Raw genomic sequence first — 24,715 nt, 5'->3', positions numbered from 1 at the left:
CATGGATCTGAACAGCGATCTCGGCGAGGGTTTCGGCGCCTGGCGGATGGGCGACGACGAAGCGATGCTCGACATCGTGACCAGCGCGAACGTCGCGTGCGGCTTCCACGCGGGCGACCCGTCGGTGATGCGGCGGGTGTGCGAGCTGGCGGCCGAGCGCGGCGTCGCGATCGGCGCGCACGTCGGCTACCGCGACCTGGCGGGCTTCGGCAGGCGCGCGCTCGACATCGCGCCGGACGACCTGGCGGACGAAGTGCTCTACCAGATCGGCGCGCTCGACGCGTTCGCGCGCGCGGCGGGCAGCCGCGTGTCGTACGTGAAGCCGCACGGCGCGCTGTACAACACCGCGGCGGTCGATCCGGAGCAGGCCGCGGCCGTCGTCGCCGGCTTGCGCCGGTACGACCCGGCGCTCGCGCTGCTCTGCCTGCCGGACTCGGAAATGCAGCGAGAGGCGGAGAAGGCCGGGGTGGTGGCGTACGCCGAGGCGTTCGCCGACCGCGCATACACCGCCGAAGGCCGGCTGGTGTCCCGCAAGCAGCCGGGCGCGGTGCTGCACGACGCGGCGGCGGTGGCCGAGCGCGCGGTGACGATGGCTTCGGGCGGCGGCGTGGTGACCGCGGACGGCGGCAAGCTCGACCTGCGGCCGGACTCCCTGTGCGTGCACGGGGACACGCCGGGCGCGGTGGAGCTGGCCCGCCGGATCCGCGCCGGGCTGACCGACGCGGGCGTCCCGCTCGCCGCGTTCACCGGATGACCGTCCGGCTGCTGCCGTGCGGGCGGCGCGCGGTCCTCGTGGAGAGCGACGACGTGCTGGGCTTCCAGGCGGCTCTGACGCGGTTGGCGGTGGACGGGATCGAGGAGCTGGTCCCGGCGGCCCGCACGCTGCTGGTCCGGTTCGACCCCGCGGTGACGGACGCGGACCGGCTGGGCGCGGTGCTGCGCCGGGTGTCCCCTGTGGACAGTGCGGTGGCGGCGGCGGGCGAGGTGGTGATCCCGGTGGTGTACGACGGCGAGGACCTGGCCGACGTCGCGGCCGAGACGGGCCTCAGCGTCACTTCGCTGGTGGAGCGTCACACGGCGGGCGCGTACGTCTCGGCGTTCTGCGGCTTCGCGCCCGGGTTCGCGTATCTGTCCGGCCTGGACCCGGCGCTGCACGTCGGACGGCGTGCCACTCCGCGGACCCGCATCCCGGCGGGCTCGGTGGCGATCGCCGGGGAGTACAGCGCGGTCTACCCGAGCGCGTCGCCGGGCGGCTGGCGGCTGCTCGGCCGCACGGACGTGCCGGTGTGGGACGTCGAACGCGACCCGCCGAACCTGCTCCCGCCCGGCACGCGGGTGCGCTTCGAGGCGGTGCCGTCGTGAAGCTCGAAGTCGTGCGGCCGGGCTTCTCGACGACCGTGCAGGACCTCGGCCGTCCCGGGCACGCGGCGCTCGGCGTCGGCCGGTCCGGCGCCGCGGACCGCTCGTCGTTCCGGCTGGCGAACCGGCTCGTCGGCAACCCGGCGGACGCGGCGGCCCTGGAGGTCACGCTCGGCGGGCTCGTGCTGCGGGCTTCCGGCCTCACGACGGTGGCGGTCACCGGCGCGCCGTGCCCGGTGTCGCCCGGCGGGATGAACGCGCCGGTCACGCTGTGGCCGGGCGACGAGCTGGTGCTGGGCACGGCCACCGCCGGACTGCGGTGTTACGTCGCGGTGCGCGGCGGGATCGACGTGCCCCCGGTGCTCGGTTCCCGGGCGACGGACACGCTGGGCAGGCTCGGCCCGCCGCCGCTGGCCGCCGGGATGCTGCTGCCGGTCGGTCCGCCCCCGCGGGCCTTCCCCGCCGTGGACCTGGCGCCCCGGGCGCCGTTGCCCGATGCGCCGGTCCTGCGCGTGACGCCGGGTCCGCGACGCGACTGGTTCGCGTCACCGGACGATCTGCTGTCCACTGTGTACACGGTGTCGGCGGACTCCGATCGCGTCGGCATCCGGCTGACCGGCCCGGCACTGACCCGGCTGCGTCACGACGAGCTGCCGTCGGAGGCGTGCGTGCCGGGATCGGTGCAGGTGCCGCCGTCGGGCCGGCCGATCCTGTTCCACGCGGACTCCCCGACGACGGGCGGCTACCCGGTGATCGCGGTCGTCGAGGAGGACGACCTCGACCTCGCGGCCCAGCTGCGCCCCGGCCAGACTCTCCGCTTCCGCCGGTCGGGAGTGTGAAACAGGGTTCTAACCCTGTTTCACACTCACGACCAGCCAGACCACGTTCGTGAGGACGATCGCCAGCCACAGCGGCCACGTGCGCCTGCCCCGCACGGCTCCCCGGTCGGCGAGGTAGGCGTCCAAGGCCTCCGCGACCTGGTCGTCGATCTCGTCGCGCAGCCGCGCGTCCAGCTCAGACATGAGCCGGCCGCGGGACCGCCACCGTCAGGCACGCGAGCGCCAGCGGCACCTCGAGCCCGGCCAGGAGCAGCGAAAACACGACGTCGTCGCCGGCCGTCACGACGTCCAGCCAGGCGTCGGCCAGCAGCAGCGTCGCCGTGGCCGTCGCGACCAGCGGCGTGCGGGTGTCGCCGCGGCCGAGCAGCCACGCCGTGAGCAGCAAGCCGAGCGCCTCCGCCGCGTCCAAGCCCGTCCAGGCCAGGCGCCAGTGCTGCGCCGCCACGACGTCCGGCAATGTCATCCCCAGTACCGCGATCCACGGCAGCAGCGCCAGCCCCGCCGCCCAAAACAGCTTCTTCATGGCAACCCCCGATCTCCCCGACCACGGTAGCCGACTGCAGAGATTCTTTGCAAACAGTCTCTGTAGTACGCTGCCGGCATGGTGGAACGTCCCGAGAAACGCGTCCTCACCGGCGCGGACCTGAAAGCCTTCTACAAGGCACTGGCCAACCCGGTGCGCCGCGACATCCTGGCCTACCTGGGCAAACACGGCGAAGCGAACTCGACGGGCGTCGCCAAGGCCCTCGGCGAGAGCACCGGGACGACCAGCTACCACCTGCGCAAGCTGGCCGATCTGGAGCTGATCGAAGAGATCGAAGAGCGCGGCGACGGCCGCGAGCGCTGGTGGCGATCGCGCGCGAAGGACATCTACACGCCGCCCGGCCTGGAGCTGACGCCGGACGAGCGCGAAGCCGCGATGCAGCTCGGCGCGCTCAAGATGAGCCACGACCTCGGCCTGGTCACCCGCGCCTACGCGGGCTACGACCGCGCCGAGGGCTGGAACCAGATCTACCGCTCGGGCCTGTACCTCACGAAAGAGCAGGTCGAATCGTTCGTGGAGGAGTACCAGAACCTGGTGTGGAAGTACGTCACCGAGCCGGGGCAGCATCCCGAGGGCTCGCGCGCGGTGGCCGTCCGGCTCATCGTCGTGCCCGAGGAAGAGTCCACACCGGACTAGAGGCCGGACACCCGCAGCGTGATGTTCAGCCGCCCGGTCAGGCCGAGCGCCGGGTCCGCCGTGCCCGGCAGCGTCTTCGGCACGCCGTGGTAGGCCAGCCGCGAGGGACCGCCGAACACGAAGACGTCACCCGAGCGGAGTTCGACATCCGTGTACGGCTTCCCGCGCGTCTCGGTGTTGCCGAAGCGGAACACGCACGCGTCGCCGAGGCTGAAGGAGACCACCGGCGCCAGGCTGCGTTCGTCCTTGTCCTGGTGCTGGCCCATCTTCGCGGTGGCGTCGTAGAAGTTGACCAGCGCGATGTCCGGGGCGTAGCCGTCGGACGGCTCGCCGTACGCGTCCGCCAGCGCGCGGCGGCCGAGGTCGCCGAGCCAGTCGGGGAACGGGTGCACCGGCGTTCCGTCGCCGGTCGTGCGCGAATAGCCGTACGGGTACCAGTGCCAGCCGAGGCAGACGGACTTCACCGACATCACGCCGCCGTTGGGCAGCCGGGTGCGGCGGTAACCGGACCAGCCGCGGCAGGCCGCGACCAGCTCGCGCTGTTCGTCCAGGCCGAGCCAGTCGGGCACGTGCACGGCGCCGGGCGCGAGTTCGGCGCGCGGGCGCGGCAGGAGGGCGTCCATCACCTCGATTGTGCCTGAGACTCCCGGCGGACACGGCCGGTGAGCACGGCCGGCACGATCCGCTGACCGCGGAACGTGACACCGGCGGAGGCGAGCGGCCACAGGAGACGCCCGAACAGACCAGCGGGGCGTCCCTGCGGCCGAATCCCCTCGCGCTGGGCCACCATGGGATAGACGTTCTCACACCTGAATGTCACAAGCCAGCGTGGATCAGCTACGAACGGGTCACTTGACCCCGCCGCCGCGGATCAGTCACGAAACGTCACCACGGTGACGCCCGCGCGGGCCGGCACCGGGTCGTTCATCGCGGCCAGCGCGGCCGGCACGTCGTCGAGCCCGATCCGCCGTCCGATCAACGCGGCGAGGTCGATCCCGGCTGTCTCGACGACCCGCAGCAGTTCCGGGTACTCGTGCGCCTGGAGCCCGTGGATCCCGACCAGCTCCAGCTCGCCGCCGACGACCCGGTGCATCGGGATCGGCGCGACGCCCTGCGCCGGCGGCATCAGCCCGGCCTGGACGTGCCGGCCGCGCTTGCGGAGGCTGCCCACCGACGCCGCGCAGGTCGACGGCGAGCCGAGGCAGTCGAGCGAGACGTGCGTGCCGCCGCCGGTCAGCTCGCGCACGTGCGCGGCGACGGCGTCCGGGCCGTCGAACGCCGAGGAGTCGACGGTGACGGTGGCACCCGACTTCGCCGCGAGCTCCAGCGCGGACGGCGAGACGTCGACGGCGACCACCTTCGCGCCCGCGGCGACCGCGAGCAGCACCGCGGAAATCCCGACGCCGCCGCAGCCGTACACCGAAACCCACTGGCCCGCGGTGACCCGGCCCTGCCGCAGCACCGCGCGGAACGCCGTGCCGAACCGGCAGCCGAGCGCGGCCGCCTCGGCGGCGCCGAGCCAGTCCGGCAGCGCGACCAGGTTCGTCTCGGCGTGCGCGATCGCGACGCGCTCGGCGAAGGAACCCCAGTGTGTGGCGCCGGGCTGGAACTCGCGGTCGCAGATCTGCTGGTCGCCGCGGGCGCACTGGGCGCACGTCCCGCAGGCGCAGACGAACGGCACGGTGACGCGGGCGCCGGGCGCCCAGCCGCGGACGCCGTCGCCGAGCGCGACGATCCGGCCGGCCAGCTCGTGCCCGGCGACGTGCGGGAGGCGTACCCCGGGATCGTGGCCCTGCCAGGTGTGCCAGTCACTGCGGCACACCCCGGTGGCGTCGACCTCGATCACCGCGCCACCCGGCGGCGCCACCGGTTCCGGCACGTCCCGCACCACCGGCGGGACGCAGAACTCCTCCATCACGACAGCACGCATGGCGCGAGCCTACGCGGGCCCGGCGGGCTCCCTCAGTTGAGCGGCGGGGCCTGGACGTGGAACCGGGCTCTGCCGCGGGGCGGGCCGAGGAGCTTGCTGAGCGAGCCGTCCGGCACGTTCAGGATGTCCTCGAGATTCCGCAGCGCCTCCAACGATTCCGGCCGCTCCGGACGGCACCGCCCGGACTGCCAGTGGCTGAGCGTGGCCAGGCTGACCGTGGTTCCCCTGCCGCGCAAGCGATAGCGGATCCGGTCGAGCCCGAGACCGCGGGCCCGGATCGCCGCCCGCAGGGCGACGTCGAACGGCCCGGCGGCCAGCAGCCGGCTCAGCTCCGCCTGTTCCCCCCGGTCGATGGTGCGTGTTCGCTGACCGGTCATCACAACGCTCCGAAGCACTCCCGAATACGAACATTGGAGCGTAGGCGCCACCCGGCAAGATCGGAAGGGCCCTCACCCACCTGCCTTGCGCACCTCGGCGGCGATCGCGGCGAACGGTTCCGCGTAGCCGGAGTTGATGGTGACGTAGGAAATCCCCCACCGTTCCCGCCACCGGAGAAGCCTTTCCGCGGCTTCGCCCGGATCGGCGGGCAGCACGGTGACGGCACCGGCGGCGGCGAGTCCGGGCACGTCGGCACCGGCCCACCGGGCGATCCCGGGCGACGGTTCCGCCCCGACCGCCATGAGGTTCAGCCCGAGCTCGATCCCGGGCAGCCGCGTACCGGCGAGTTCACGGAATCGATCCACAATGGACTCCGCGGCGGCTTCGGTGGTCTTCGGCGCCCAGGTGAACGTGACGGTGTCGGCTTCTTGCGCGGCGAGCGCCAGCATTTTCGGCCCGCCGCCGGCGAGAACCAGCCGCGGCCGGTCGGCGTCCCGCTTCAGGAACGCGATCGTCTGGGCCATCCGTGTGATCCGCTCACCCGGTCCGGGGAATTCCCGGCCGAGCGCCCGCGCGTGGGCTTCGGCGCCGGGCCGTCCGACGCCCAGCCCGAGTTCGAACCGCCCGTGGGTCTGCTGGTGCAGCGTCCGGGCCTGCCAGGCGAGCGATCCGGCGTCCCGGAAGGGATCGGCGAGGACGAAGGTGCCGAGCCGCAGCCGCTCGGTGACCGCGGCCGCGGCCCCGAGGAGGACGAAGGGATCGGCCTGCCCGACGGGATCGGTGGCGAGCAGGGTGTCGTAGCCGAGGGCCTCGACCCGCCGGGCCTGGGCGGTCCACGCGGTGAGGTCGGGCGCATAACCGGCGACGATGCCGAAGCGGAAGCGTGTCATGGCGCCCATGGTCGGCTGCGCGAAGTGGTCGCCACATCCGCTTCACGACGTCATCGGCGCGTACGTCGCTCAGCGCAGGGTGACCGACAGCGCCTGCGCGATCTCCTTGCCGATGGCGTGCGTGGCCGCGTCCGGCGGGGAGCCCACCTTGACCACCATCGGGCCGCCGAACGGCTGGCGCTCCACCACCTCGATGCGCTCGCCCAGGTTGATCGCGTGTTCCGTCAGGTAGCGCAGCAGCTCCGGGTCCGTGTCCCAGACGCGGACGATCTCGCCCACCGCGCCCGGCGGCAGGTCGTCGAGGATGCGGACCGGCAGCTCCTCCACGCTGCCGTCGGGAGCCGGGATCGGGTCGCCGTGGGGGTCGCGGACCGGGTTGCCCAGCTTCGCCGCGATGCGCTCCACCAAGCGGTCCGACACCGCGTGCTCGAGCGCGTCCGCCTCCGCGTGGACCTCGTCCCACGTGTAGCCGAGCTCCGAAACCAGGTACGTCTCGATCAGGCGGTGCCGCCGCAGCACCGAGCGCGCCAGCAGGCGGCCGTCGGCGGTGAGCTCGATCCCGCGGTAGGGCACGTGGGTGACCAGGCCGAGCTGGGACAGCTTCGTGACCATCCCCGACGCCGAGGACGGGCTGACCTCGAGCCGGCCGGCGAGCGAGGTGTTCGTGACCGCCTCACCCCGTTCGACCAGGCCGTAGATCACCCGGACGTAGTCCTCGACCGACGAGGACCTCCGGACCGAACCATCTCCCATACCGCATACGATACGGGGCCGGGTACTTTCTCGTGAAAGTCACGGCCGCCAGCGGTAGCGGATCCAGCCGGGCACCGGCTCCGCGCCGAGCTGGGCGTAGAACGCCTCCGCTTTCTCGTTGCCCGCCTGCATGTCCCACTCGACGCGCCCGGTGGTGCGGCGGCGCAGCTCACCGAGCAGCTCGCCGCCGAGGCCGTGCCTGCGGTACGCGGGCCGGACGAACAGGTCGTCCAGCCAGATCCCCGGCCTGCCCTCCCAGGTGGAGAAGTTCCAGCTGCAGAAGGCGAAGCCGGCCACCGTCGTGGGCTCGCCGGGCGGCGTCGCGATCAGCACCCACGCCTTCGGGTCGGGTCCGAACAGGTGCCCGCCCAGCTCGGCGCGGTCGAGCTTGAGGTCGTGGTTCTCGTAGACCGCGTGCTCCTCGATGAGCGCGCAGATCTCTTCGAGGTCTTCGGAGACGGCGTCGCGGACGGGCATCGCGGCCCCTTTCTGTCGGTGGTGGTCGCTACGGTCACGGGCGGAGGAGGTGGTCGCCGATGTCACCCGAGGAACGCTTCGAGGCGCTGGTCGACGAGTTCACCGGACGGCCGGGCATCACGCCACCCGGCGCGACCGGCGGCTTCGGGCGCACCGCCCTGCGCGCGCAGGGACGGATCTTCGCGATGTTCGTCCGCGGGCAGCTGGTGCTGAAGCTGCCGAAGGCGAGGGTCGACGCGCTGGTCGAGGCGGGCCACGGCGTGCGGTTCGACGCCAACAAGGGCACGCCGATGAAGGAGTGGCTGGCGCTGGCGAACGACTCGCCCGAGCCGTGGCCCGCGCTGGCGGAGGAAGCCCTCGAGTTCGTGGGGAAGAGGTGAGTCATCACGCCTGGTAACACAGTTCGCCGCCGACAGCCGTCCCTTGCACGCTGAGGTCGTCCAAACCGGACTCGTCCAGGGGCGATCCGGACAGCACGGCGAAGTCGGCGAGCTTCCCGGGTTCGAGCGTGCCCAGGTCGCGCTCCGCGAAGGTCGCGTACGCCGAGCCGTACGTGTACGCGCGCAACGCCTCCTCCGGCGTCAACGCCTCTTCGGGCGCGAAGGGCGCGCCTGACGCCGTGCGCCGGCGCACCATGTCGGCCAGCGCGAGCAGCGGGGCGCCGTTGACCACAGGGCGGTCCGAAGAGGCGGGAAGCACACAACCCGCGTCGAGAACGCTTCGCAGCCGGTAACACCAGGGAACGCGAGACTCGCCGAGCGCGGCGCGCATGCCGTCGCCCAGCTCGTTGACGAAGCGTCCCTGTGGCGAAGCGAGCAATCCCAGCGAAGCGAGCCGGGAGAGCTCCGCGGGCTGAAGCACCGCGCAGTGTTCGATGCGGTGCCGGTGGTCCGGACGCGGCGAAGCGGCCAACGCGGCTTCGTACGCGTCGATGACGACGGTGATCGCGCGGTCGCCGATCGCGTGCGTCGCGATCTGCCAGCCCGCGTCGTGCGCCCGGCGGATCGTGCGGGCGATCTCGTCCTCCGGCACCTGGAAGTAGCCGCGGTTCTCCGGCTCGCCGTCGAAGGGCTCGTGCATCGCGCAGGTCCGGCCGACCAGGGAACCGTCGGCGAAGAGCTTGATGGGCCCGACCCGCAGCCACTCGTCGCCGAGCCCGGTGCGCAGGCCGAGGTCCAGGCCGAACCCGGCGCCGTCGGGCAGGTCATGCAGCACGCTCGCGGCGACCATCACGGTGGCGCGCACCCGCAGCACCCCGCGGTCGCGCGCCTCCTGGTAGGCGGCCAGCTCGGCGGGTGTCTCGCCGACCAGCCCGCCGCCGATCCCGGCCTCCTGGACGCTGGTGATGCCTTCCGAGAGGTACCGCTCGGACGCCCGGTCCAGCCCGCGCACGACCCGCGAAACCGGCGTCGGGTAGGTCAGCGGCCGCAGCAGCAGCTGCGCCTGCTCGCGCAGCAGGCCGGTCGGCGAGCCGTCTCCGGCGAGCACGACATCACCGCCCACCGGCACGTGGGCCAGGTCCAGCTGGTCGAGCACGGCCGAGTTGACCACGGTCATGTGCCCGGACGTGTGCTTCAGCCGCACGAGCATGCCCGGCGCCGCCCGGTCCAGCCCGTGCCGGTCCGGATGTCCGCCCACCAGCTTGTTCTGGTCGTACCCGCTGCCGATCACCCAGCTGCCGGGCGGCAGCGTCGCGGCCCGCGCGGCAACGGCGTCGTAGACCTCCTCGACGCTGCGGCAGTCCCCCAGCGGGACGTCGTCGAGGCCCATCCCGAACCACGCCATGTGGTTGTGCGCGTCGTGGAATCCCGGCACGACGAAGCCGCCGGCCAGGTCCACCCGCGAGCGCGCGGACAGCTCGCGGGCGTCGTCGCCCAGCGCGACCACCCGGCCGTGCAGCACGGCGAGGGCGCTGGTGACGCCCGCGCCCGTCCACACCGTGGCGTTCTCGTAGACCGCATCGACCCGCATACCTCCGCCTTCCTCCCCACCGCCACCCGCACCGGAGGCGCTTCGCGCCGCTGTCCGTGGAGAGGCTATCGATCGATCGAACGTCTAGCATCGCGGCATGCCCACCGTGGAGTTCGCCGTCGAGGACGGCATCGCGCAGATCCGGCTGAACCGGCCCGAGCGGCTGAACGCGGTCGCCACCGAGCTGGTCGACGACTTCCTCACCGCGCTCGGCGCCGCGGCGCGCAGCGATGCCCGCGTCGTCGTGCTCTCCGGCAACGGCCGCGCCTTCTGCGCCGGTCACGACCTCAAGGAACCCACCCCGCCGGGCGATTCGCGGGCCCGGCTGGACCGGCTCCAGGACGTCACCCGGCGGCTGCGGGCACTGCGGCAACCGGTGATCGCGGCGGTGCACGGCTACGCGATCGGCGCCGGCGCGGAGTTCGCGCTCGGCTGCGACCTGATCCTGGCGGCCGAGGACGCCGTGTTCGCCTTCCCGGAGGTCTCGCTGGGCCTGAGCGTCACGGGCGCGGCGTCGCGGCTGCTCCCGCTGCTGGTCGGCCCGCTCAAGGCGAAGGAGCTGCTGCTGCTCGGCGAGCGCTTCGACGGCCGGAAGGCCGCCGAGCTGGGCATGGTCAACGCCGCCGTCCCCGCCGACCGGCTGCAAGCGGAGGCCCTGACCTGGGCCAAGCGGATCGCCGGGCATCCCCCGGCCGCCGCGGCCATGGCGAAGCGCGTCCTCGACACGCCCATCGACGTCGAGCCCGCCCTCGAACTGGAGGTCAGCCACGCCCTGATCACCGAGCACTCGGCCGCGGTCGCCGCCTCCACCGAAGCCTTCCGGAGCCGGTCGTGACGCCGCTCACCGAAATCGGGACGCTCGCCCAGCTCGTGACGCGGGCGGCCGCGCTCTGGCCGGACCGCCCGGCCTGGGTGTTCGACGAGGACGACCGGCGCTTCACCTTCGCCGACGTCGATCGCGAAAGCTCCCGGATCGCCGCGGCGCTGGCCGGACGCGGGATCGCGCCGGGCGACCGGGTCGCGGTGATGCTGCGCAACCAGCCCGAGTTCCCGCTCACCTGGCTCGCGCTGGCCAAGCTCGGCGCGGTGCTGGTGCCGGTCAACACCAACTACCGCGAGTTCGACGGCGCCCACGTGCTCCGCCACTCCGGCGCGAAGCTGGTCGTCGCCGCGGCGGAGTTCACCGAGCTGCTCGGCCGGATCGGCGCCGCCGAGGTCGTCACCCCGGACCGGCTCACCGCGGCCGCCGAACCACCGCGTTTCACGCCGGTGCCCGAGCTGCCGGTGAACATCCAGTACACCTCCGGCACCACCGGCGCCCCCAAGGGCTGCGTCCTGCCGAACCGGTACTGGACGACCCTCGCCGTCGGCCTGGCCACCGACTTCCCCGCCGTCGGCGCGGACGACGTGCTGCTCACCGCGCAGCCGTTCCACTACATCGATCCACAGTGGAACGTCGCGCTGGGCCTCGCCGCCGGCGCCACCCTCGTCGTGCTGGACCGCTTCCACCCCAGCACGTTCTGGGCGAAGGTCCGCGAGTACGGCGTCACGTGGTTCTACTGCCTCGGCCTGATGCCGACGCTGCTGCTGCGGCAGGAGCCGACGGCGGCCGACCGCGACCACCGCGTCCGAGCGATCTGCGCGTCCGCGATCCCGCACGAGCTGCACGCCGAGCTGGAGGCGCGCTGGGGCGTGCCGTGGTACGAGGCGTTCGGCATGACCGAGACCGGCGGCGACATCCGGATGACCGTCGCCGACCACGACGAGACCGTGGGCACCGGCTGCATCGGGCGGCCGTCCCGCGACCGCGAGGTGATGATCGCCGGCGAGGACGGGAAGCCGCTGCCGCGTGGGGAAACGGGCGAGCTGCTGATCCGCGGGATCGGGCTGATGCACGGCTACCACGACGACCCCGAAGCGACGGCGAAGGCGTTCCGGAACGGCTGGTTCCACACCGGCGACCTGGCCCGGATGGACGACGCCGGCCGCGTGTACTACGTCGGCCGCACGAAGGACATGATCCGCCGCAGCGGCGAGAACGTCTCCGCCGACGAGGTCGAGCGGGCCCTGCTGCTGCACCCGGCGGTGCGGCTCGCGGCCGTCGTCGCGGTACCCGACGAGCTGCGCGGCGAGGAGATCAAGGCGTACGTCGTGTGCGACGGCGAGCGTCCGGACCCGGCCTCGCTGGTCGAGTTCTGTTCGGAAAAGCTCGCGTACTTCAAGGTTCCGCGGTTCTGGGCGTTCGCCGACGAGCTGCCGATGACGCCGTCGGAACGGGTGGCCAAGGGCGAGCTGCGGAAGGTGGCCGACCCGCGCGCCGGGTCGTGGGACGCCAAGGCGGGCGCATGGCTGTGAGCAGCCGGGAGCGGGTGCGCGCGGCGGCGGTGAAGCTGTTCGCCGCCAAGGGCTTCCACGGCACCGGCATCCGGGACCTGGCGCAGGAGGCCGAACTTTCGTCGGCGAGCCTGTACCACTACATGGGCACCAAGGAGGATCTGCTCGCGGAGATCATGCACACGGCGCTGAACCGGCTGCTGGACGCCGCCCGCGAGGCGACGGCGGGCAGCGCAGACCCCGTCCACCGGCTGCGGACGCTGGTCGCGCTGCACGTGCTCGCGCACGCGGTCGGCCCGGCGGAAACCCGGGTGGTGGACAACGAAGTCGACGTGCTGTCCCCGGCCGCGCGTGAGCCGGTGGTGGCCCTGCGCGACGCGTACGAGCGGCTCTGGGCGGCGGCGATCGACGAAGGCGTCGCGGCCGGGGTGTTCCACACCGAACACCCGGCGGTGACCCGGCTGGCGCTGCTGGAGATGTGCAGCGGCGTGGCGAGGTGGTATTCGCCACGTGGCCCGCTGGCGCTGGAGGAGCTGGCCGGGCACTACGCGGAGCTGGCGTCGAGGGCGCTGGGCTGCACGTCGGAGCCGGGTGCCGCCGACTTGCGCCGCTGCCGGGAAATCGTCGCGAAAGAGTGGGGAGTGTCCGTTTAGCGGCGCTTTTACCTGTGTACGCCTTGCCCAGACGGCGTGCGTGGGGGACGCTCGAAGGGTGACTGAGGAAACGATCCAACTGGAACTGGACGACTCGGGTCTCGCGCCGGGCCTCCCGGCGCCGGAAAACCCCCGCGATCAGGTGCAGGATGTCCCCTATCGCCCCGTCGAGTTCCGTGACGACGATCTCCCCGCGGCCCTGGAGCGCTGCGCGACCTGGCTGCGCCAGGCCCAGGAATGGCTCGGTGAGCCACTCGACGTGCTGGCCATTCACCTCGACTACGACGACCGCCAAGGCTCGCCGTACTACGACGTGAAGCTGCTGTGCAACGAAGAGGACCTCGCGGGCGTCCCGATCGCCATCCGCAACAAGAAGTAAGCAGGCCGGACAGCCGTCAAGGCCGCCGATTCCGGGCGGCCTTGACGGCTTCACGCGTTCAGGCGGCCTCAGCCCAGCACGCCGCCGACCTTCACGTGCCCCTTGAGCAGGTTGCGCGCGATGGTGCGGCGCTGGATCTCGTCGGTGCCTTCGTAGATGCGCAGCAGCCGCAGCTCGCGGTACCACCGCTCGATCGGCAGCTCCCGCGTGTAGCCCATGCCGCCGTGGATCTGCAGGACGCGGTCGACGATCTCGTTGGCCTTCTGGCCGCCGTACAGCTTCGCCATCGACTGCGCGTGCCGCGAGTCCATCCCCTGGTCGACCTGCCAGGCGGCGTTGAGGACCAGCCACCGCAGCGCCTCGAGCTCGACCCCGGAGTCGGCGATCATCCACTGGATGGCCTGCCGTTCGGCGATCTTCTGCCCGAACGTCTCGCGCGTGTTGGCGTGCTCGATGGCCATGGAGATGAGCCGCTCGCAGGAGCCGATCGCGCGGGCGGGCAGCAGGTAGCGGCCCTGGCCGATCCACTGCATGGCCAGCTCGAAGCCGCGGCCCTCCTCGCCGAGGATCTGCGTCTCGGGCACGCGGACGTCCTGGAAGATCAGCGACGCGGGCCCCCACTCGCCCATGGTGTCGATGTACTCGGACTTCCAGCCGGCCTCCCGGTCGACGAGGAAGCAGGTGACCCCGCCGTTCGCGCCCTTCTCCGGGTCGGTGATGGCGAAGACCATGGTGAAGTCGGCCTCGTTGCCGCCGGTGATGAAGGTCTTCTCGCCGTTGATGATCCAGTCGGTGCCGTCCTTGCGGGCGGTGGTCCGGATGGCCTTGGCATCCGACCCGGCGCCGGGCTCGGTGATCGCGAAGCACGACTTGCGCTCGCCGGAGATGGTCGGCAACAGGTAGGTCTGCTTCTGCTCCTCGTTGGCGTGGAAGAGGATGTTGTCGGCGGCCCCGCCGAAGCGGAAGGGCACGAAGGTGCGTCCCAGCTCGGCCTCCAGCAGCGCGGCCATGACGGCGGACAGGCCCATGCCGCCGTACTCCTCCGGGGTCAGGACGCCCCAGAAGCCGGATGCCTTCGCCTTGAGCTGGAGGTCCCGGAGTTCCTCGCCGGTGAGGCCGGGCTGGTGGGCACGCTCGCGGCGCAGGACTTCCGGCTCGAGGGGGATCAGCTCGCGCTGGACGAACGTGCGGACCCAGTCGCGCACTTCCCGTTCTTCGGTGCTGAGAGAGAAATCCATGAGTGAGCTGCTCCTCCGACACTGGCTAAGCGCTTGCTTACCTCCATTCTGCGTGACGCGCCAGGCGGACGCAAGGGGCCGGTCGGCTGCGCTCGGTGACCGATTCGGGCGAACACGCCCCGCCGATCGCCGGTCCACAGTGGATCAAGGAGCTGCGGGTTCCCCCAGTCCTCGGTCCGCGCCCGTGACAACAGGGGTGGGTGCCCGGGAAGATCGGAGGCGTGATGGAGATCGTGGTCCGCTGGTCGTCGCCGTTGCCCGCCGAAGCGCGCTTCCTGCGTCTGCTGGACGACGTCGAACACGGCCGCTTCGAGGCCTACCGGCAGGATGCGGACAAGCGCCGGTTCCTCACCGGCCGCGTCCTCGCCAAGATGGTGGCGGCGGAACGGCTGGGCGTGCCCGCCGAGGCTGTGAAGTTCGACGCGACCTGCGAAGACTGCGGAAAGCCGCACGGCAGGCCGCGGATCCCGGGCCAGGACCTCACGCTGTCGATCTCGCACTCGGGCGAGCTGATCGGCGTCGCGGCGACGCCGTCGGTGCCGGTCGGACTGGACGTCGAGACGGCCACCCGCCGCACCGACGACGGCCTCATCGAGTACGCCCTCAGCCCCGCCGAGACCGCCCACCTGACCGGGCTGACCGCGGAGGAGAAGGCCGCGGCGTTCTTCGTCTACTGGACGCGCAAGGAAGCGGTGATGAAAGCGACCGGCCGCGGCCTGCGCATCCCGCTCAAGAGCATCACGTTCTCCCGCTACGACGAGCCCGCCCGCCTCGCCGCCGCCGAGGACCCGGCCCTGGACCCCGCCCGCACCCGGCTGGTCGACCTCAAGGCGGCGGACGGCTACCGGGCGGCCATCGCCGTGCTGACCACCGACGAGCTGTCGGTGACCGAAGAGCACTGGGTGCCCTAGACGCCGTCCTCCAGGCCCATCGCCGCCAGCAGCGTGCGGAACTTCGCCGTCGTCTCGTCCAGCTCCGCCCGCGGGTCCGAAGCCGGGACGATGCCGCCGCCCGCGTACAGCCGCATCGACGTCGACGCGATCTCCGCGCAGCGGATCGCCACCGCCCACTCGCCGTCGCCCGTCGTGTCGACCCAGCCGACCGCGCCCGCGTAGTAGTCGCGGTCGAACGGCTCCAGCTCCTGAACCAGCTCGCGCGCGCCCTCGGTCGGCGTGCCGCAGATCGCCGGGGTCGGGTGCAGCGCGGCCGCCAGGTCGAGCGCCGTGATGTCCGGGTCGGCCAGCTCGCCCGTGATCGGGGTGCGCAGGTGCCAGATCGCCGGTGTCGTGACCAGCTCCGGCTCGGCCGGGACGTCCAGCGTCCGGCAGAACGGCCGCAGGGCCTCGACCAGGTAGTCGATCACCACGGCGTGCTCGACCTGGTCCTTGCGGGACGTCCGCAGCGCCTCACCGTTGGCGCGGTCGGTCGCCGGGTCCGCGGACCGGGGCATCGAGCCGGCGTGCGGCGACGAGAACACCGTGCGGCCGGTGCGGCGCAGCAGCAGCTCCGGCGTCGCGCCGACGAGCGAACGCCCGCCCGGCAGCTCGGCCGCGTACGTGAAGTGCCGGGGATTGCCGGCCGCCAGGTTGCGCACGACGCGTTCGGCGGGCACCGGCGCGTCGAACTCGAGGTCGAGCGCACGGGCCAGCACGGCTTTGCGCAGGTCACGCGCGGCGAGCGCCTCGACGGCGGCACACACGTTCGCCATGTGCTGCTCCGGCGACGGCACCGCGCGCACCCGCGCAGGCGCCGGCAGGTCCGCCCGCGCCCGCGATGACGTCCCTTCGGACCGGTGGACGGTCCGGGGTACGACGAGGTGACCCGGCACCTTCGTGTCGGGCCCGGTGTCGAACGGCAGGACGCCGACCGCCAGCGGGGCACCGGTCTCGGCCAGGACACCCGGGATCGCCGAGGCGAGCCGCCGGGGGTCCGTCTCGGTGACGGTCCGGAGGGTGCCCTGCGCGAGGAGTGCGCGCTGGGCGGTCGTGAACAGGAAGTCGCCCCGCCGGTAGCGCGCGGCGAGGTCGGCCGGGGTTGCCGGACCGACCGATTTCTGCAGGTCCGGGGGGTTTTGCCCCCCGGCTGGGGTCTGGGGCCGGGCCCCGGAAGAGTCGGCGCTCACGCACTCCAGCGTCCCAGGCTTCGGGAGATCCGCGAGGGAAGTGTCGCTGAAGACACTCCCCTCGCGGGAGCTCCGGGTGACGAGCTACTTGAGCGCGTCGATGAGCGCCTCGCGCTGGCGCTCGCCCAGGCCGGCGGCGCGCCGGTCCGGGTCGATGCCGGCCTGCTCGAGCAGGGCGGCGACCTTCACCGCGCCGAGGCCGGGGACGGCCTTCAGCAGCTGGGTGACCTTCGTCTTCCCGATCGTCTTGTTCTCCTTGGCCTGCTTGAGCACCTTCTCGATGCTCTCCTTGCCGGACTTGATCGACGCGAGCAGCTCCGAACGCGCCTTGCGAGCCTCGGCGGCCTTGGCCAGGGCCTCGGCGCGCTGCTCCGGAGTCAACGTAGGCAGAGCCAACGTAGTAGTCCTTTCCTCTCAGGTCTCCGCTTTCGCGGCCGACGGCTTTTCGGTGTGCTTGCTCCTGCAAGCGCTGGCCAGCCGTCTCTTACCACGGCCCCAGTAAACGCCACCCGCTTCGCGGCCGTGCAACCGACACGCACTTATTACCCCCGGAGGTGATGCCGGGCAACCCGCTCCGGCCTGCGGAAACGCTCCCAAGAAGCGTCCGGAGTGGCCGGACTCACCCGGAAGTGAAGCCTCCACTCACCGCCGTTCACGCACGCATTTCCTTGCCCATAAGGAAAACCGGAAAAATTGATGATCATGATCATCGTCGGGTCGTCGCCCGATCGCGCGACGACCGTGACCGAACGGAGCCGTAGTTGACCATGCCCGCTTCACCCGATCCGCACTAGAGTCGGCGCAACCCAGTTCACCGGCGAACGACCCCCGGGAGCGACCATGTTGAGCACCATGCAGGAGGGCCAGCTGTCGCTGGCGAACCTGCTCCGCCACGGCACGTCGGTGCACTCGGCGAGCGAAGTCATCACCTGGACCGGTTCAGAAGCCCGTCGCGAGAGCTACGGCGACCTCGGCCGCAACGCCGCCCGGCTCGCGAACGCCCTCCGGAGCCTCGGCGTGACGGGAGACCAGCGCGTCGGCACGTTCATGTGGAACAACGCCGAGCACATGGCCGCCTACCTGGCCGTCCCGGCGATGGGTGCCGTGCTGCACACCCTGAACATCCGGCTGTTCCCCGAGCAGCTGGTCTTCGTGGCCAACCACGCCGAGGACCACGTCGTCATCGTCGACGGCACCCTCGTCCCGCTGCTGGCCAAGCAGCTGCCGCAGTTCAAGACCGTCCGGCACGTCATCGTCGCCAACGGCGACGCGGCGTCTCTCGAAGCGCCGGACGGCGTCGAGGTGCACTCCTACGCCGAACTGCTGTCCGGTCAGCCGGACACGTTCGACTGGCCGGACGTCGACGAGCGTTCCGCGGCCGCGATGTGTTACACGTCGGGCACGACCGGTGACCCCAAGGGTGTCGCCTACTCGCACCGGTCGATCTGGCTGCACTCGATGCAGGTGTGCATGAGCGACAGCATGAACCTGGCGCAGAGCGACAAGGCACTGGCCATCGTGCCGATGTTCCACGCGATGGCGTGGGGCCTGCCGTACGCGTCGCTGATGGTCGGCGCGTCGCTGCTGATGCCGGACCGGTTTCTCCAGCCGGCGCCGATCGCCGCGATGCTGGCCGCCGAGAAACCCACGTTCGCCGGCGCGGTGCCGACCGTCTGGCAGGGCCTGCTCGCCCACCTCGAAGCGCACCCGCAGGACATCTCGCACCTGCGCGAGGTCGTCGTCGGCGGGTCGGCGGTGCCGCCGTCGCTGATGCACGCCTTCGAGGAGCGCCACCACGTCTCGATCCTGCACGCCTGGGGCATGACCGAGACGTCGCCGCTGGGCAGCGTCGCCCGCCCGCCCGCCGGCGCGACCGGAGAAGAGGCCTGGCACTACCGCTACACGCAGGGCCGCTTCCCGGCGTCCGTGCGGGCGCGGCTGATCGACGACTCGGGCGCGGTCCTGCCCTGGGACAACGAGGCGGTCGGCGAGCTGGAGGTTCAGGGCCCGTGGATCGCCGGCTCCTACTACGGCGGCGCGGAGGTCGACCCGGACAAGTTCCACGACGGCTGGCTGCGCACCGGCGACGTCGGCAAGATCAGCCCCGACGGCTACCTGACGCTGACCGACCGCGCCAAGGACGTCATCAAGTCCGGCGGCGAGTGGATCTCGTCGGTCGACCTGGAGAACCAGGTCATGGGCCACCCGGCGGTCGCCGAGGCCGCGGTCGTCGGCATCCCGGACGAGAAGTGGGACGAGCGGCCGCTGGTCGCCGTCGTGCTCAAGGAGGGCCAGAGCGCCACGCCCGAGGAGCTGCGCGACTTCCTGGCCGACAAGGTCGCCAAGTGGCAGCTGCCGGAGAACTGGACCTTCGTGGACGAAGTGCCCAAGACCAGCGTCGGCAAGTTCGACAAGAAGCGCATCCGGGCGTCCTACTCCGAGGGAAAGCTCGACATCGCCCAGCTCTAACGGGTAAATCTCCGGCGTGCCTTGAGTTCCGTGAATGCCACGTTGAGGGACCCTGTGTCTCTTGGTGTGGCATTCACGGACGTACGCGGAGGAGTACTGGGGATGCAGCGGAACAGGCGGAGCTTTCTCGCGCTCGCGGGACTGGGCGCGGCGGGCGCGTTCGCGGCGGCTTGCGGTTCGAACACGGGCCGGCAGGGTGACCCGCCGCCCTCGACGGCGTACTCGGCGGGCCCGCCGCCGTCGGACGCCCCGAAGGTCACCCTCCAGCAGTGGTACCACGCGTACGGCGAGGACGGCGTCCAGGAAGCGGTCAAGCGGTACGCGGCCACCTATCCGGCCGCCACCGTGAACGTGCAGTGGAACCCGGGCGACTACGACTCGAAGATCGTCACGGCGCTGCAGAACAGCAAGATCCCGGACGTCTTCGAGGCGCAGGTCAAGATCGACTGGGTCCGGCAGAACCAGGTCGTCGCGCTCGACGACCTCATCGCGCCGGTCAAAGGCGACTTCAGCCCGGCGGTGCTGGCCGCGCAGACCGTCGAGGGCAAGGTCTACGGCATCCCGCAGGCCATCGACACGCAGGTGCTCTTCTACCGCAAGAGCCTGTTGCAGGCCGCGGGCGTGCAGCCGCCGCAGACGGTCGACGAGCTGATCGACGCGGCCGGCAAGCTCACGAAGGACGGCGTCAAGGGCTTCTTCGCGGGCAACGACGGCGGCGTCGCCGTGCTGACCGGGCCGCTGCTGTGGTCGGCCGGCCTCGACTACCTGAAGAACGACAACCGCGAGGTCGGCTTCGACGACCCGCGCGCGGCGACCGCGCTGGCGAAGCTGCACACGCTCAACGTCAACGGGTCCCTTCTGCTCGGCGCGCCTGCGGACTGGTCGGACCCGGGCGCGTTCATCGACGGGCTCACCGCGATGCAGTGGACCGGTCTGTGGAATGTGCCGAAGATCCGCGACGCGTTCGACGACGACTTCGGCGTGCTGCCGTTTCCGCGGCTGGACGACAGCGGCGCGCCTTCGGTACCCGTCGGCGCGTACGGCGCGATGGTGAACGCCAAGAGCGCGCACGTCGCCGAGGCGAAGGCGTTCGTCAAGTGGCTGTGGGTCGACAACACCGCCGACCAGCTCGAGTTCGCCACGAAGTACGGCTTCCACCTCCCGGCGCGGCAGAGCCTGGTCGACCGCGCGGACAATCTCAAGTCCGGCCCGGCGGCCGACGCCGCCAGGTTCGTCAAAGAGAACAGCCATCTGGTCGGCGGTCCGGTGTGGACACAGCAGTCGAACACGGCGCTGTCCGACGCGGTCGCGAAGATCGCGAAGGAAGGCGCGGACCCGGCTGCCCAGCTGAAGACGGCGGTCGAGGTGGCGAAGTCCGAGCTGAAGCGCCTGTTCGGATGAACCGCCGGGACGCGCGCGCGTTCTGGCTGTTCGTCGGGCCGTTCCTGCTCGGGCTCGCGATCTTCGCGTACCTGCCCATCGGGTGGAGCGCATATCTCTCCTTCTTCGACGCGCGCAACACGGTGACGCCGACGCAATTCGTCGGCCTGGACAATTACGCGCACATGCTCACCGACGCGCCGTTCCTGTCGAGCCTCGGAACGTTCAGCGTGTTCGCGGTGTTCATCGTGCCGTTGACGTTCGTGCTTTCCCTGGCGCTCGCGCTCGGCGTCAACCAGCTGCGCTTCGCGCGGGCGTTCTTCCGGTCGGTGTTCTTCCTGCCTTTCGCGTGCTCGTACGTCGTGGCGTCGCTGATCTGGAAGACGTCGCTGTTTTCCGGTGTGCGCTACGGACTGGCGAACACGGTCCTTTCCTTGTTCGGCGCCGACCCGGTCGCGTGGACCGGGACGATCCACCCGCCGCTGTACTGGGTGGTCCTCGTGACGGCCCGGCTGTGGCTGCAGCTCGGCTTCTACATGATCCTGTTCATCGCCGCACTGCAACGGATTCCCCGGCACTTGTACGAAGCGGCGTGGCTCGACGGCGCCAAGCCGGGCTGGCAGGTGTTCCGCCACGTGACCCTGCCGCAGCTGCGCTCGACCGCGGTGGCGGTGCTGCTGCTGAACCTGATCAACGCCTACCAGGCGTTCGACGAGTTCTACAACATCATGGGCGACTCCCGCGGTTATCCGCCGTTCGCCCGCCCGCCGCTGGTCTACCTTTACTACACCTCCCTGGGCTCGGGCGGGCAGGACCTCGGCCGCGGCAGCGCGGGCGCGGTGATCCTGGCGCTGATCATCGCCTTGGTGACGCTGCTGCAGGGCCGGGTGCTGCGGTTCGGACGGCCGGCATGAAGGCAGTGCTGCGCTGGACATCGCTGGTGGTGGCGGCCGTGCTGTTCCTGCTGCCCTTCTACCTGTTGCTGCGCAACGGGCTGGCCTCGCGCGCGGAGATCACCGCTCCCGGGTGGACGTTCTTCCCGTCCACAGTGCACTGGGAGAACTTCGCCAAGCTGTTCTCGCTGTCGGACGTGCCGTTCGCCCGCAGCCTGCTGAACTCCGCGATCGTGGCTGTCCTGCAGACGGCCGGGCTGCTCGTGGTCTGCTCCCTGGCGGGCTACGGCCTGGCCCGGATCCCCTACCGGTACTCGCGCCCGGTGTTCTACGCGGTGCTGGCGACGCTGATGATCCCGACGTCGGTGACGTTCGTGCCGAGCTTCGTGGTCGTCTCCTCGCTGGGCTGGCTGTCGGACTTCCGCGGCCTGGTGATCCCCGACCTGTTCAGCGCGTTCAGCGTGTTCCTGTTCCGGCAGTACTTCCTGGACTTCCCTGGTGAACTCGAGGAGGCAGGCCGGATGGACGGCCTCAGCCGCTGGGGCGTGTTCTGGCGCATCGTGGTGCCGAACTCGAAGGGGTTCTTCGCGGCGATCGCGGTGATCACGGTGATCGGCAGCTGGAACGCGTTCCTGTGGCCGCTGATCATCGCCCAGTCGCCGGACTCGTGGACGGTCCAGGTGGCGCTTTCTGGCCTGCTGAACGCCCAGAACCCGCAGCTGAACCTGCTCTTCCTCGCGGCGGCCGTGTCGATCCTGCCGATCGTGCTGCTCTTCGCGTTCCTGCAACGGTATCTGGTGCGCGGGGTGACGGAGTCGGGCCTGAAGGGCTGAACCGCCATCGGCGATCAGCCGCCGGACCGCCGCCATCCCGCGCCGCCACCAAGATGCCTCGCACCCCACGGCCTTCTGTCCCATGCCCGCACACCGCCTTCCCGGATTCGTCCTTGGTGCCAAGCTATCGGCGAATGACGCCCGAAAACCGCCGCACGCAAATCTGTGGACAAATCGGCCGCGTGCGGGCCGCCTGTGGACAACTCCGTCGCTCCGGGCCCGGCCGGTCGGCCACCCGTGCTAAACCGGACTAGGCGGAGGCATTCCCGAAAAGCCGAGTAACGTGCGGAGTCCTCCGCGCGACTTCGCCGGGGACGGAGAGAAAAGGTGCGGTGTGACCAGTTACGACCCCTATCAGCCGGACCAGCAGCCGGGCTATCCGCCTTCGGCGCCGGTTCCGCAGCAGTGGGGCACCCAGCCGTACCCGGTGCAGCCGTACGCCCCGCAGCCGTATCCGATGGTGGCCTACCCGATGCTGCGCACGAGCGGCATGGCGGTGGCGGGCATGGTGATCGGCATCGTCGCGCTGGTCCTGTTCTGGGTCCCGTTCGTCGACGTGCTCCTCGGCTTCCTGGCGGTCGGCCTGTCGTGGGCCGGGATGATCCAAGCCGACCGTCCGGGCTTCACCGGCAAGGGCATGGGCATCGCGGGGCTGGTGTGCGGCATCATCGCCGTGATCCCCGCGCTGGTCGTGATGTTGTTCTTCTTCGGCCTGTTCGCCGCCGGCGCCGCGTGCGGCATCTCCTGCTGAACGCGGGTCCGACCTTCGGCGGTACACCCTGCCCCAGGGCCTGTGACAAAGTGGAACGAGCTGTCACGGTGAATCTTTTTCATGTTCACCGTGCCGCCACCCGCGTCCGGCACGGTGCCGGTCAACCGACAAGACTGGGGAGCGAACACATGGCCGAACTCACCCGGCGCGCCTTCGCCACCGCGGGCGCCGCCGGTCTCGGGCTGCTGCTGTGCACACCCACCGCGAACGCCCTCGATCGCGCGTTGCGGCTCACCGGCACCCGCTCGGTCACCACGGCGGGCACCACCCTCGAACAGGTCGCCACCGCGGTCACCGCCGGACCGGCGTACACCCGCCTCCAGGCCGGGCCCGGCTGGCCGCTCGTGGTTCGCAGCGATCTCGCCACCCCGCAGAGCGGGCGCGACGACCGGCGCCGGGCCCTCAGCGCCTTCGTGCAGTTCACCGACCTGCACATCACCGACACGGAGAGCCCCGCGCGCTTCGAGTACCTGCACCCCTTCATCGGCTCCGCGCACCGGCCGCAGGAAGTGCTCGGCACGGTCGCGACCAGCGCGCTGGTCGAGCGCGTCAACAGCGTGCGGCAGGGCCCGTTCACCGGGCGGCCGTTCGACCTCATGGTGACCACCGGCGACAACACCGACAACCACGAGCTGATCGAGCTGGACTGGTTCCTCAAGGTCCTCAACGGCGGCAGCGTCACCCCGAACTCGGGCGACCCCGGCGCCTACGAAGGCGTGCAGAACTCGGGCAACCACGAGTTCTGGAACCCGGCGATCCCCGGTGGCGACGCCTACTCCGCCAAAGGCTTCCCGCAGATCCCTGGCCTGCTCGAAGCGGGCATCCGGACGTTCACCGCGCCGGGCCTCGACGTTCCGTGGTTCTGTACCTTCGGCAACCACGACGACAGCATCGTCGGCTCCCTGCCGGCGCAGATCCCCGGCATCGACGCCTGGTACACCGGGAAGTACAAGGTCGTCGGCAAGGACGAGAGCACGGCGAAGAAGCTCGCCGACGCCATCACGACGCCGGGTTCCAGCGTGCCGGTCGCCGAGCTGTTCGGCGGCTCGGGCACCATCCGCGAGGTCACGCCGGACGCGCGGCGCCGGCCGTTCACGACGGCCGAGTTCGTGCGCGCGCACCTCGACCCCGCCAACACCGGCCCCGGCCCGGCCGGGCACGGCTTCACCGGCGCGAACGCCGACGGCAAGAACGTCTACTACACGTTCCGGATCGCCCCCGGCATCACCGGCATCAGCCTCGACACGACGACGGACGCCGGGTTCGCCGACGGCTCGATCGGCCTCGCGCAGTACAACTGGGTGGAGGCGACGCTCAAGCGGAACAGCTCGACGTACTACGACTTCTTCGGCCACAAGGTCACCCACGACGTCACCGACGAGCTGTTCCTCCTGTTCAGCCACCACACGAGCGGCACGATGGGCAACCTGCTGCCGGACTCGCGGCACCTGCTCGACCCGCGGCTGGACGGGAACGCGTTCGTCGCGCTGCTCAAGCGGTTCCCGAACGTGCTGGCCTGGGTCAACGGCCACACGCACCTCAACAAGATCACGCCGCACGCCGGAAACACGCCACAGCAGGGCTTCTGGGAGATCAACACGGCGTCGCACATCGACTTTCCGCAGCACGCGCGGATCATCGAGGTCGCGGACAACGCCGACGGCACGTTGTCGCTGTTCACGACGCTGATCGAAGCCGAAGCACCGTACGCGGTGGACTACGGCGCCCGGACTCCGCAAGCGCTTGCGTCGCTGTACCGGGAGCTGTCGTACAACGACATCCACACCGACCTCGGCCGGGTCGGCGCGGCGGCGGACCACAACACGGAGCTGCTGCTGGTCAATCCGCTGAGCTGACGCGCGTTA

General features: G+C 71.2%; 28 protein-coding genes. 16 read left to right on the top strand and 12 right to left on the bottom strand.

What is annotated here, in order from left to right:
• Position 1 precedes the first annotated feature (1 nt).
• From BT341_RS10760 to BT341_RS10750, 3 genes are read left to right on the top strand one after another with little or no spacing between them, the layout of a single operon-like run.
• Complete coding sequence (locus BT341_RS10760) at positions 2-754, top strand: LamB/YcsF family protein (protein WP_072476141.1); 753 nt, start codon at positions 2-4, stop codon at positions 752-754.
• On the top strand, positions 751-1,362 hold the full coding sequence (locus BT341_RS10755; RefSeq protein ID WP_072476140.1) for a 5-oxoprolinase subunit B family protein: 612 nt from the start codon (positions 751-753) through the stop codon (positions 1,360-1,362). Before BT341_RS10760 ends, BT341_RS10755 begins: the two co-directional genes overlap by 4 nt.
• Positions 1,359-2,198 carry a 5-oxoprolinase subunit C family protein gene (locus BT341_RS10750; protein ID WP_072476139.1) on the top strand — a complete coding sequence of 280 codons (840 nt, stop codon included), beginning with the start codon at positions 1,359-1,361 and terminating at the stop codon, positions 2,196-2,198. The genes BT341_RS10755 and BT341_RS10750 overlap by 4 nt, the downstream gene beginning before the upstream one ends.
• 9 nt (positions 2,199-2,207) lie before the next feature.
• Here the strand turns inward: BT341_RS10750 and BT341_RS45220 are convergent, their stop codons facing one another.
• Positions 2,208-2,381, bottom strand: a complete 174-nt coding sequence (locus BT341_RS45220; RefSeq protein WP_177328781.1) for a hypothetical protein — start codon at positions 2,379-2,381, stop codon at positions 2,208-2,210.
• Complete coding sequence (locus tag BT341_RS10745) at positions 2,374-2,721, bottom strand: hypothetical protein (RefSeq protein ID WP_072476138.1); 348 nt, start codon at positions 2,719-2,721, stop codon at positions 2,374-2,376. Before BT341_RS10745 ends, BT341_RS45220 begins: the two co-directional genes overlap by 8 nt.
• A gap of 78 nt (positions 2,722-2,799) precedes the next feature.
• Here BT341_RS10745 and BT341_RS10740 point away from each other — a divergent pair, with 78 nt between their 5' ends.
• Complete coding sequence (locus BT341_RS10740; RefSeq protein ID WP_072476137.1) at positions 2,800-3,378, top strand: ArsR/SmtB family transcription factor; 579 nt, start codon at positions 2,800-2,802, stop codon at positions 3,376-3,378.
• Here BT341_RS10740 and BT341_RS10735 read toward each other — a convergent pair.
• The 6 genes from BT341_RS10735 to BT341_RS10710 all read right to left on the bottom strand — a co-directional run bounded on the left by BT341_RS10735 (position 3,375) and on the right by BT341_RS10710 (position 7,806).
• Positions 3,375-4,001, bottom strand: coding sequence for an alpha-ketoglutarate-dependent dioxygenase AlkB family protein (locus tag BT341_RS10735; protein WP_177328780.1), 627 nt, complete (start codon positions 3,999-4,001; stop codon positions 3,375-3,377). The genes BT341_RS10740 and BT341_RS10735 overlap by 4 nt on opposite strands.
• Positions 4,002-4,249: 248 nt before the next feature.
• Positions 4,250-5,308 (bottom strand): zinc-binding dehydrogenase, encoded by a 1,059-nt coding sequence (locus BT341_RS10730; protein ID WP_072476135.1) that lies wholly within the window; start codon positions 5,306-5,308, stop codon positions 4,250-4,252.
• Positions 5,309-5,340: 32 nt separating this feature from the next.
• Entirely contained in the window at positions 5,341-5,685 is a 345-nt protein-coding gene (locus BT341_RS10725; RefSeq protein ID WP_072476134.1) for a transcriptional regulator, read from the bottom strand.
• Positions 5,686-5,757: 72 nt separating this feature from the next.
• Positions 5,758-6,576 (bottom strand): LLM class flavin-dependent oxidoreductase, encoded by an 819-nt coding sequence (locus tag BT341_RS10720; RefSeq protein WP_072481891.1) that lies wholly within the window; start codon positions 6,574-6,576, stop codon positions 5,758-5,760.
• 69 nt (positions 6,577-6,645) lie between these two features.
• Positions 6,646-7,329 (bottom strand): metal-dependent transcriptional regulator, encoded by a 684-nt coding sequence (locus tag BT341_RS10715; RefSeq protein WP_072476133.1) that lies wholly within the window; start codon positions 7,327-7,329, stop codon positions 6,646-6,648.
• Between the two features lie 39 nt (positions 7,330-7,368).
• The gene (locus BT341_RS10710; RefSeq protein WP_072476132.1) at positions 7,369-7,806 is read right to left on the bottom strand and encodes a GNAT family N-acetyltransferase; all 438 of its coding nucleotides are present in this window, start codon (positions 7,804-7,806) and stop codon (positions 7,369-7,371) included.
• Positions 7,807-7,865: 59 nt separating this feature from the next.
• On the opposite strand from BT341_RS10710, the gene BT341_RS45215 reads away from it, so the two are divergent.
• A complete protein-coding gene (locus BT341_RS45215; protein ID WP_072476131.1) occupies positions 7,866-8,186 on the top strand; it encodes a hypothetical protein in 321 nt (106 codons plus the stop codon).
• 4 nt (positions 8,187-8,190) lie between these two features.
• Here BT341_RS45215 and BT341_RS10700 read toward each other — a convergent pair whose 3' ends face one another.
• A complete protein-coding gene (locus BT341_RS10700; RefSeq protein ID WP_072476130.1) occupies positions 8,191-9,777 on the bottom strand; it encodes an amidohydrolase in 1,587 nt (528 codons plus the stop codon).
• A 97-nt stretch (positions 9,778-9,874) separates the two neighbouring features.
• Between BT341_RS10700 and BT341_RS10695 the strand changes: the two genes are divergently transcribed.
• The 4 genes from BT341_RS10695 to BT341_RS10680 are packed head-to-tail and all read left to right on the top strand — an operon-like array spanning position 9,875 to position 13,143.
• A complete protein-coding gene (locus BT341_RS10695; protein ID WP_072476129.1) occupies positions 9,875-10,612 on the top strand; it encodes an enoyl-CoA hydratase/isomerase family protein in 738 nt (245 codons plus the stop codon).
• Positions 10,609-12,132: an ATP-dependent acyl-CoA ligase gene (locus tag BT341_RS10690; RefSeq protein WP_072476128.1), complete on the top strand. Its 1,524-nt coding sequence runs from the start codon at positions 10,609-10,611 to the stop codon at positions 12,130-12,132. The genes BT341_RS10695 and BT341_RS10690 overlap by 4 nt, the downstream gene beginning before the upstream one ends.
• Positions 12,123-12,764 (top strand): TetR/AcrR family transcriptional regulator, encoded by a 642-nt coding sequence (locus tag BT341_RS10685; RefSeq protein ID WP_072476127.1) that lies wholly within the window; start codon positions 12,123-12,125, stop codon positions 12,762-12,764. The genes BT341_RS10690 and BT341_RS10685 overlap by 10 nt, the downstream gene beginning before the upstream one ends.
• Before the next feature lie 58 nt (positions 12,765-12,822).
• On the top strand, positions 12,823-13,143 hold the full coding sequence (locus BT341_RS10680; protein ID WP_072476126.1) for a hypothetical protein: 321 nt from the start codon (positions 12,823-12,825) through the stop codon (positions 13,141-13,143).
• Positions 13,144-13,211: 68 nt separating this feature from the next.
• Here the strand turns inward: BT341_RS10680 and BT341_RS10675 are convergent, their stop codons facing one another.
• Positions 13,212-14,381, bottom strand: coding sequence for an acyl-CoA dehydrogenase family protein (locus BT341_RS10675; RefSeq protein ID WP_072476125.1), 1,170 nt, complete (start codon positions 14,379-14,381; stop codon positions 13,212-13,214).
• Positions 14,382-14,605: 224 nt separating this feature from the next.
• On the opposite strand from BT341_RS10675, the gene BT341_RS10670 reads away from it, so the two are divergent.
• Positions 14,606-15,292 (top strand): 4'-phosphopantetheinyl transferase family protein, encoded by a 687-nt coding sequence (locus tag BT341_RS10670; RefSeq protein ID WP_177328779.1) that lies wholly within the window; start codon positions 14,606-14,608, stop codon positions 15,290-15,292.
• On the opposite strand, the gene BT341_RS10665 is transcribed toward BT341_RS10670, so the two are convergent.
• Both BT341_RS10665 and mihF read right to left on the bottom strand, forming a co-directional pair.
• Positions 15,289-16,503 (bottom strand): isochorismate synthase, encoded by a 1,215-nt coding sequence (locus BT341_RS10665; RefSeq protein ID WP_072476123.1) that lies wholly within the window; start codon positions 16,501-16,503, stop codon positions 15,289-15,291. The two genes, BT341_RS10670 and BT341_RS10665, sit on opposite strands and share 4 nt — an antisense overlap.
• 84 nt (positions 16,504-16,587) lie before the next feature.
• Positions 16,588-16,899, bottom strand: a complete 312-nt coding sequence (gene mihF, locus BT341_RS10660) for an integration host factor, actinobacterial type (RefSeq protein WP_051767699.1) — start codon at positions 16,897-16,899, stop codon at positions 16,588-16,590.
• A gap of 444 nt (positions 16,900-17,343) precedes the next feature.
• Here mihF and BT341_RS10655 point away from each other — a divergent pair, with 444 nt between their 5' ends.
• The 6 genes from BT341_RS10655 (at position 17,344) to BT341_RS10630 (ending at position 24,706) form a co-directional block, all read left to right on the top strand.
• The gene (locus tag BT341_RS10655; protein ID WP_072476122.1) at positions 17,344-18,972 is read left to right on the top strand and encodes a long-chain fatty acid--CoA ligase; all 1,629 of its coding nucleotides are present in this window, start codon (positions 17,344-17,346) and stop codon (positions 18,970-18,972) included.
• A gap of 102 nt (positions 18,973-19,074) precedes the next feature.
• Positions 19,075-20,373, top strand: coding sequence for an ABC transporter substrate-binding protein (locus tag BT341_RS10650; RefSeq protein ID WP_072476121.1), 1,299 nt, complete (start codon positions 19,075-19,077; stop codon positions 20,371-20,373).
• Entirely contained in the window at positions 20,370-21,266 is an 897-nt protein-coding gene (locus tag BT341_RS10645) for a carbohydrate ABC transporter permease (RefSeq protein WP_072476120.1), read from the top strand. The genes BT341_RS10650 and BT341_RS10645 overlap by 4 nt, the downstream gene beginning before the upstream one ends.
• Positions 21,263-22,078 carry a carbohydrate ABC transporter permease gene (locus BT341_RS10640; protein WP_072476119.1) on the top strand — a complete coding sequence of 272 codons (816 nt, stop codon included), beginning with the start codon at positions 21,263-21,265 and terminating at the stop codon, positions 22,076-22,078. The genes BT341_RS10645 and BT341_RS10640 overlap by 4 nt, the downstream gene beginning before the upstream one ends.
• 334 nt (positions 22,079-22,412) lie before the next feature.
• Positions 22,413-22,829, top strand: a complete 417-nt coding sequence (locus tag BT341_RS10635; protein ID WP_072476118.1) for a DUF4190 domain-containing protein — start codon at positions 22,413-22,415, stop codon at positions 22,827-22,829.
• A gap of 149 nt (positions 22,830-22,978) precedes the next feature.
• Positions 22,979-24,706 carry a TIGR03767 family metallophosphoesterase gene (locus BT341_RS10630; protein ID WP_072476117.1) on the top strand — a complete coding sequence of 576 codons (1,728 nt, stop codon included), beginning with the start codon at positions 22,979-22,981 and terminating at the stop codon, positions 24,704-24,706.
• Positions 24,707-24,715 lie beyond the last annotated feature (9 nt).

Source organism: Amycolatopsis australiensis, assembly GCF_900119165.1.
Classification (GTDB): domain Bacteria; phylum Actinomycetota; class Actinomycetes; order Mycobacteriales; family Pseudonocardiaceae; genus Amycolatopsis; species Amycolatopsis australiensis.
This window is presented reverse-complemented; position numbering and strand designations above follow the sequence as displayed.

Excerpts from the sequence above, each read along its gene's own strand:
- BT341_RS10640 (WP_072476119.1), top strand. The coding sequence starts at position 21,263 with ATGAAGGCAGTGCTGCGCTGGACATCGCTGGTGGTGGCGGCCGTGCTG.
- BT341_RS10655 (WP_072476122.1), top strand. The coding sequence starts at position 17,344 with ATGTTGAGCACCATGCAGGAGGGCCAGCTGTCGCTGGCGAACCTGCTC.
- BT341_RS10650 (WP_072476121.1), top strand. The coding sequence starts at position 19,075 with ATGCAGCGGAACAGGCGGAGCTTTCTCGCGCTCGCGGGACTGGGCGCG.
- BT341_RS10725 (WP_072476134.1), bottom strand. The coding sequence starts at position 5,685 with ATGACCGGTCAGCGAACACGCACCATCGACCGGGGGGAACAGGCGGAG.
- BT341_RS10695 (WP_072476129.1), top strand. The coding sequence starts at position 9,875 with ATGCCCACCGTGGAGTTCGCCGTCGAGGACGGCATCGCGCAGATCCGG.
- BT341_RS45220 (WP_177328781.1), bottom strand. The coding sequence starts at position 2,381 with ATGTCTGAGCTGGACGCGCGGCTGCGCGACGAGATCGACGACCAGGTC.
- BT341_RS10755 (WP_072476140.1), top strand. The coding sequence starts at position 751 with ATGACCGTCCGGCTGCTGCCGTGCGGGCGGCGCGCGGTCCTCGTGGAG.
- BT341_RS10740 (WP_072476137.1), top strand. The coding sequence starts at position 2,800 with ATGGTGGAACGTCCCGAGAAACGCGTCCTCACCGGCGCGGACCTGAAA.
- BT341_RS10720 (WP_072481891.1), bottom strand. The coding sequence starts at position 6,576 with ATGACACGCTTCCGCTTCGGCATCGTCGCCGGTTATGCGCCCGACCTC.
- BT341_RS10700 (WP_072476130.1), bottom strand. The coding sequence starts at position 9,777 with ATGCGGGTCGATGCGGTCTACGAGAACGCCACGGTGTGGACGGGCGCG.
- BT341_RS10735 (WP_177328780.1), bottom strand. The coding sequence starts at position 4,001 with ATGGACGCCCTCCTGCCGCGCCCGCGCGCCGAACTCGCGCCCGGCGCC.
- BT341_RS10730 (WP_072476135.1), bottom strand. The coding sequence starts at position 5,308 with ATGCGTGCTGTCGTGATGGAGGAGTTCTGCGTCCCGCCGGTGGTGCGG.
- BT341_RS45215 (WP_072476131.1), top strand. The coding sequence starts at position 7,866 with ATGTCACCCGAGGAACGCTTCGAGGCGCTGGTCGACGAGTTCACCGGA.
- BT341_RS10710 (WP_072476132.1), bottom strand. The coding sequence starts at position 7,806 with ATGCCCGTCCGCGACGCCGTCTCCGAAGACCTCGAAGAGATCTGCGCG.
- BT341_RS10760 (WP_072476141.1), top strand. The coding sequence starts at position 2 with ATGGATCTGAACAGCGATCTCGGCGAGGGTTTCGGCGCCTGGCGGATG.
- BT341_RS10630 (WP_072476117.1), top strand. The coding sequence starts at position 22,979 with ATGGCCGAACTCACCCGGCGCGCCTTCGCCACCGCGGGCGCCGCCGGT.
- BT341_RS10745 (WP_072476138.1), bottom strand. The coding sequence starts at position 2,721 with ATGAAGAAGCTGTTTTGGGCGGCGGGGCTGGCGCTGCTGCCGTGGATC.
- BT341_RS10645 (WP_072476120.1), top strand. The coding sequence starts at position 20,370 with ATGAACCGCCGGGACGCGCGCGCGTTCTGGCTGTTCGTCGGGCCGTTC.
- BT341_RS10715 (WP_072476133.1), bottom strand. The coding sequence starts at position 7,329 with ATGGGAGATGGTTCGGTCCGGAGGTCCTCGTCGGTCGAGGACTACGTC.
- BT341_RS10685 (WP_072476127.1), top strand. The coding sequence starts at position 12,123 with ATGGCTGTGAGCAGCCGGGAGCGGGTGCGCGCGGCGGCGGTGAAGCTG.
- BT341_RS10670 (WP_177328779.1), top strand. The coding sequence starts at position 14,606 with ATGGAGATCGTGGTCCGCTGGTCGTCGCCGTTGCCCGCCGAAGCGCGC.
- BT341_RS10675 (WP_072476125.1), bottom strand. The coding sequence starts at position 14,381 with ATGGATTTCTCTCTCAGCACCGAAGAACGGGAAGTGCGCGACTGGGTC.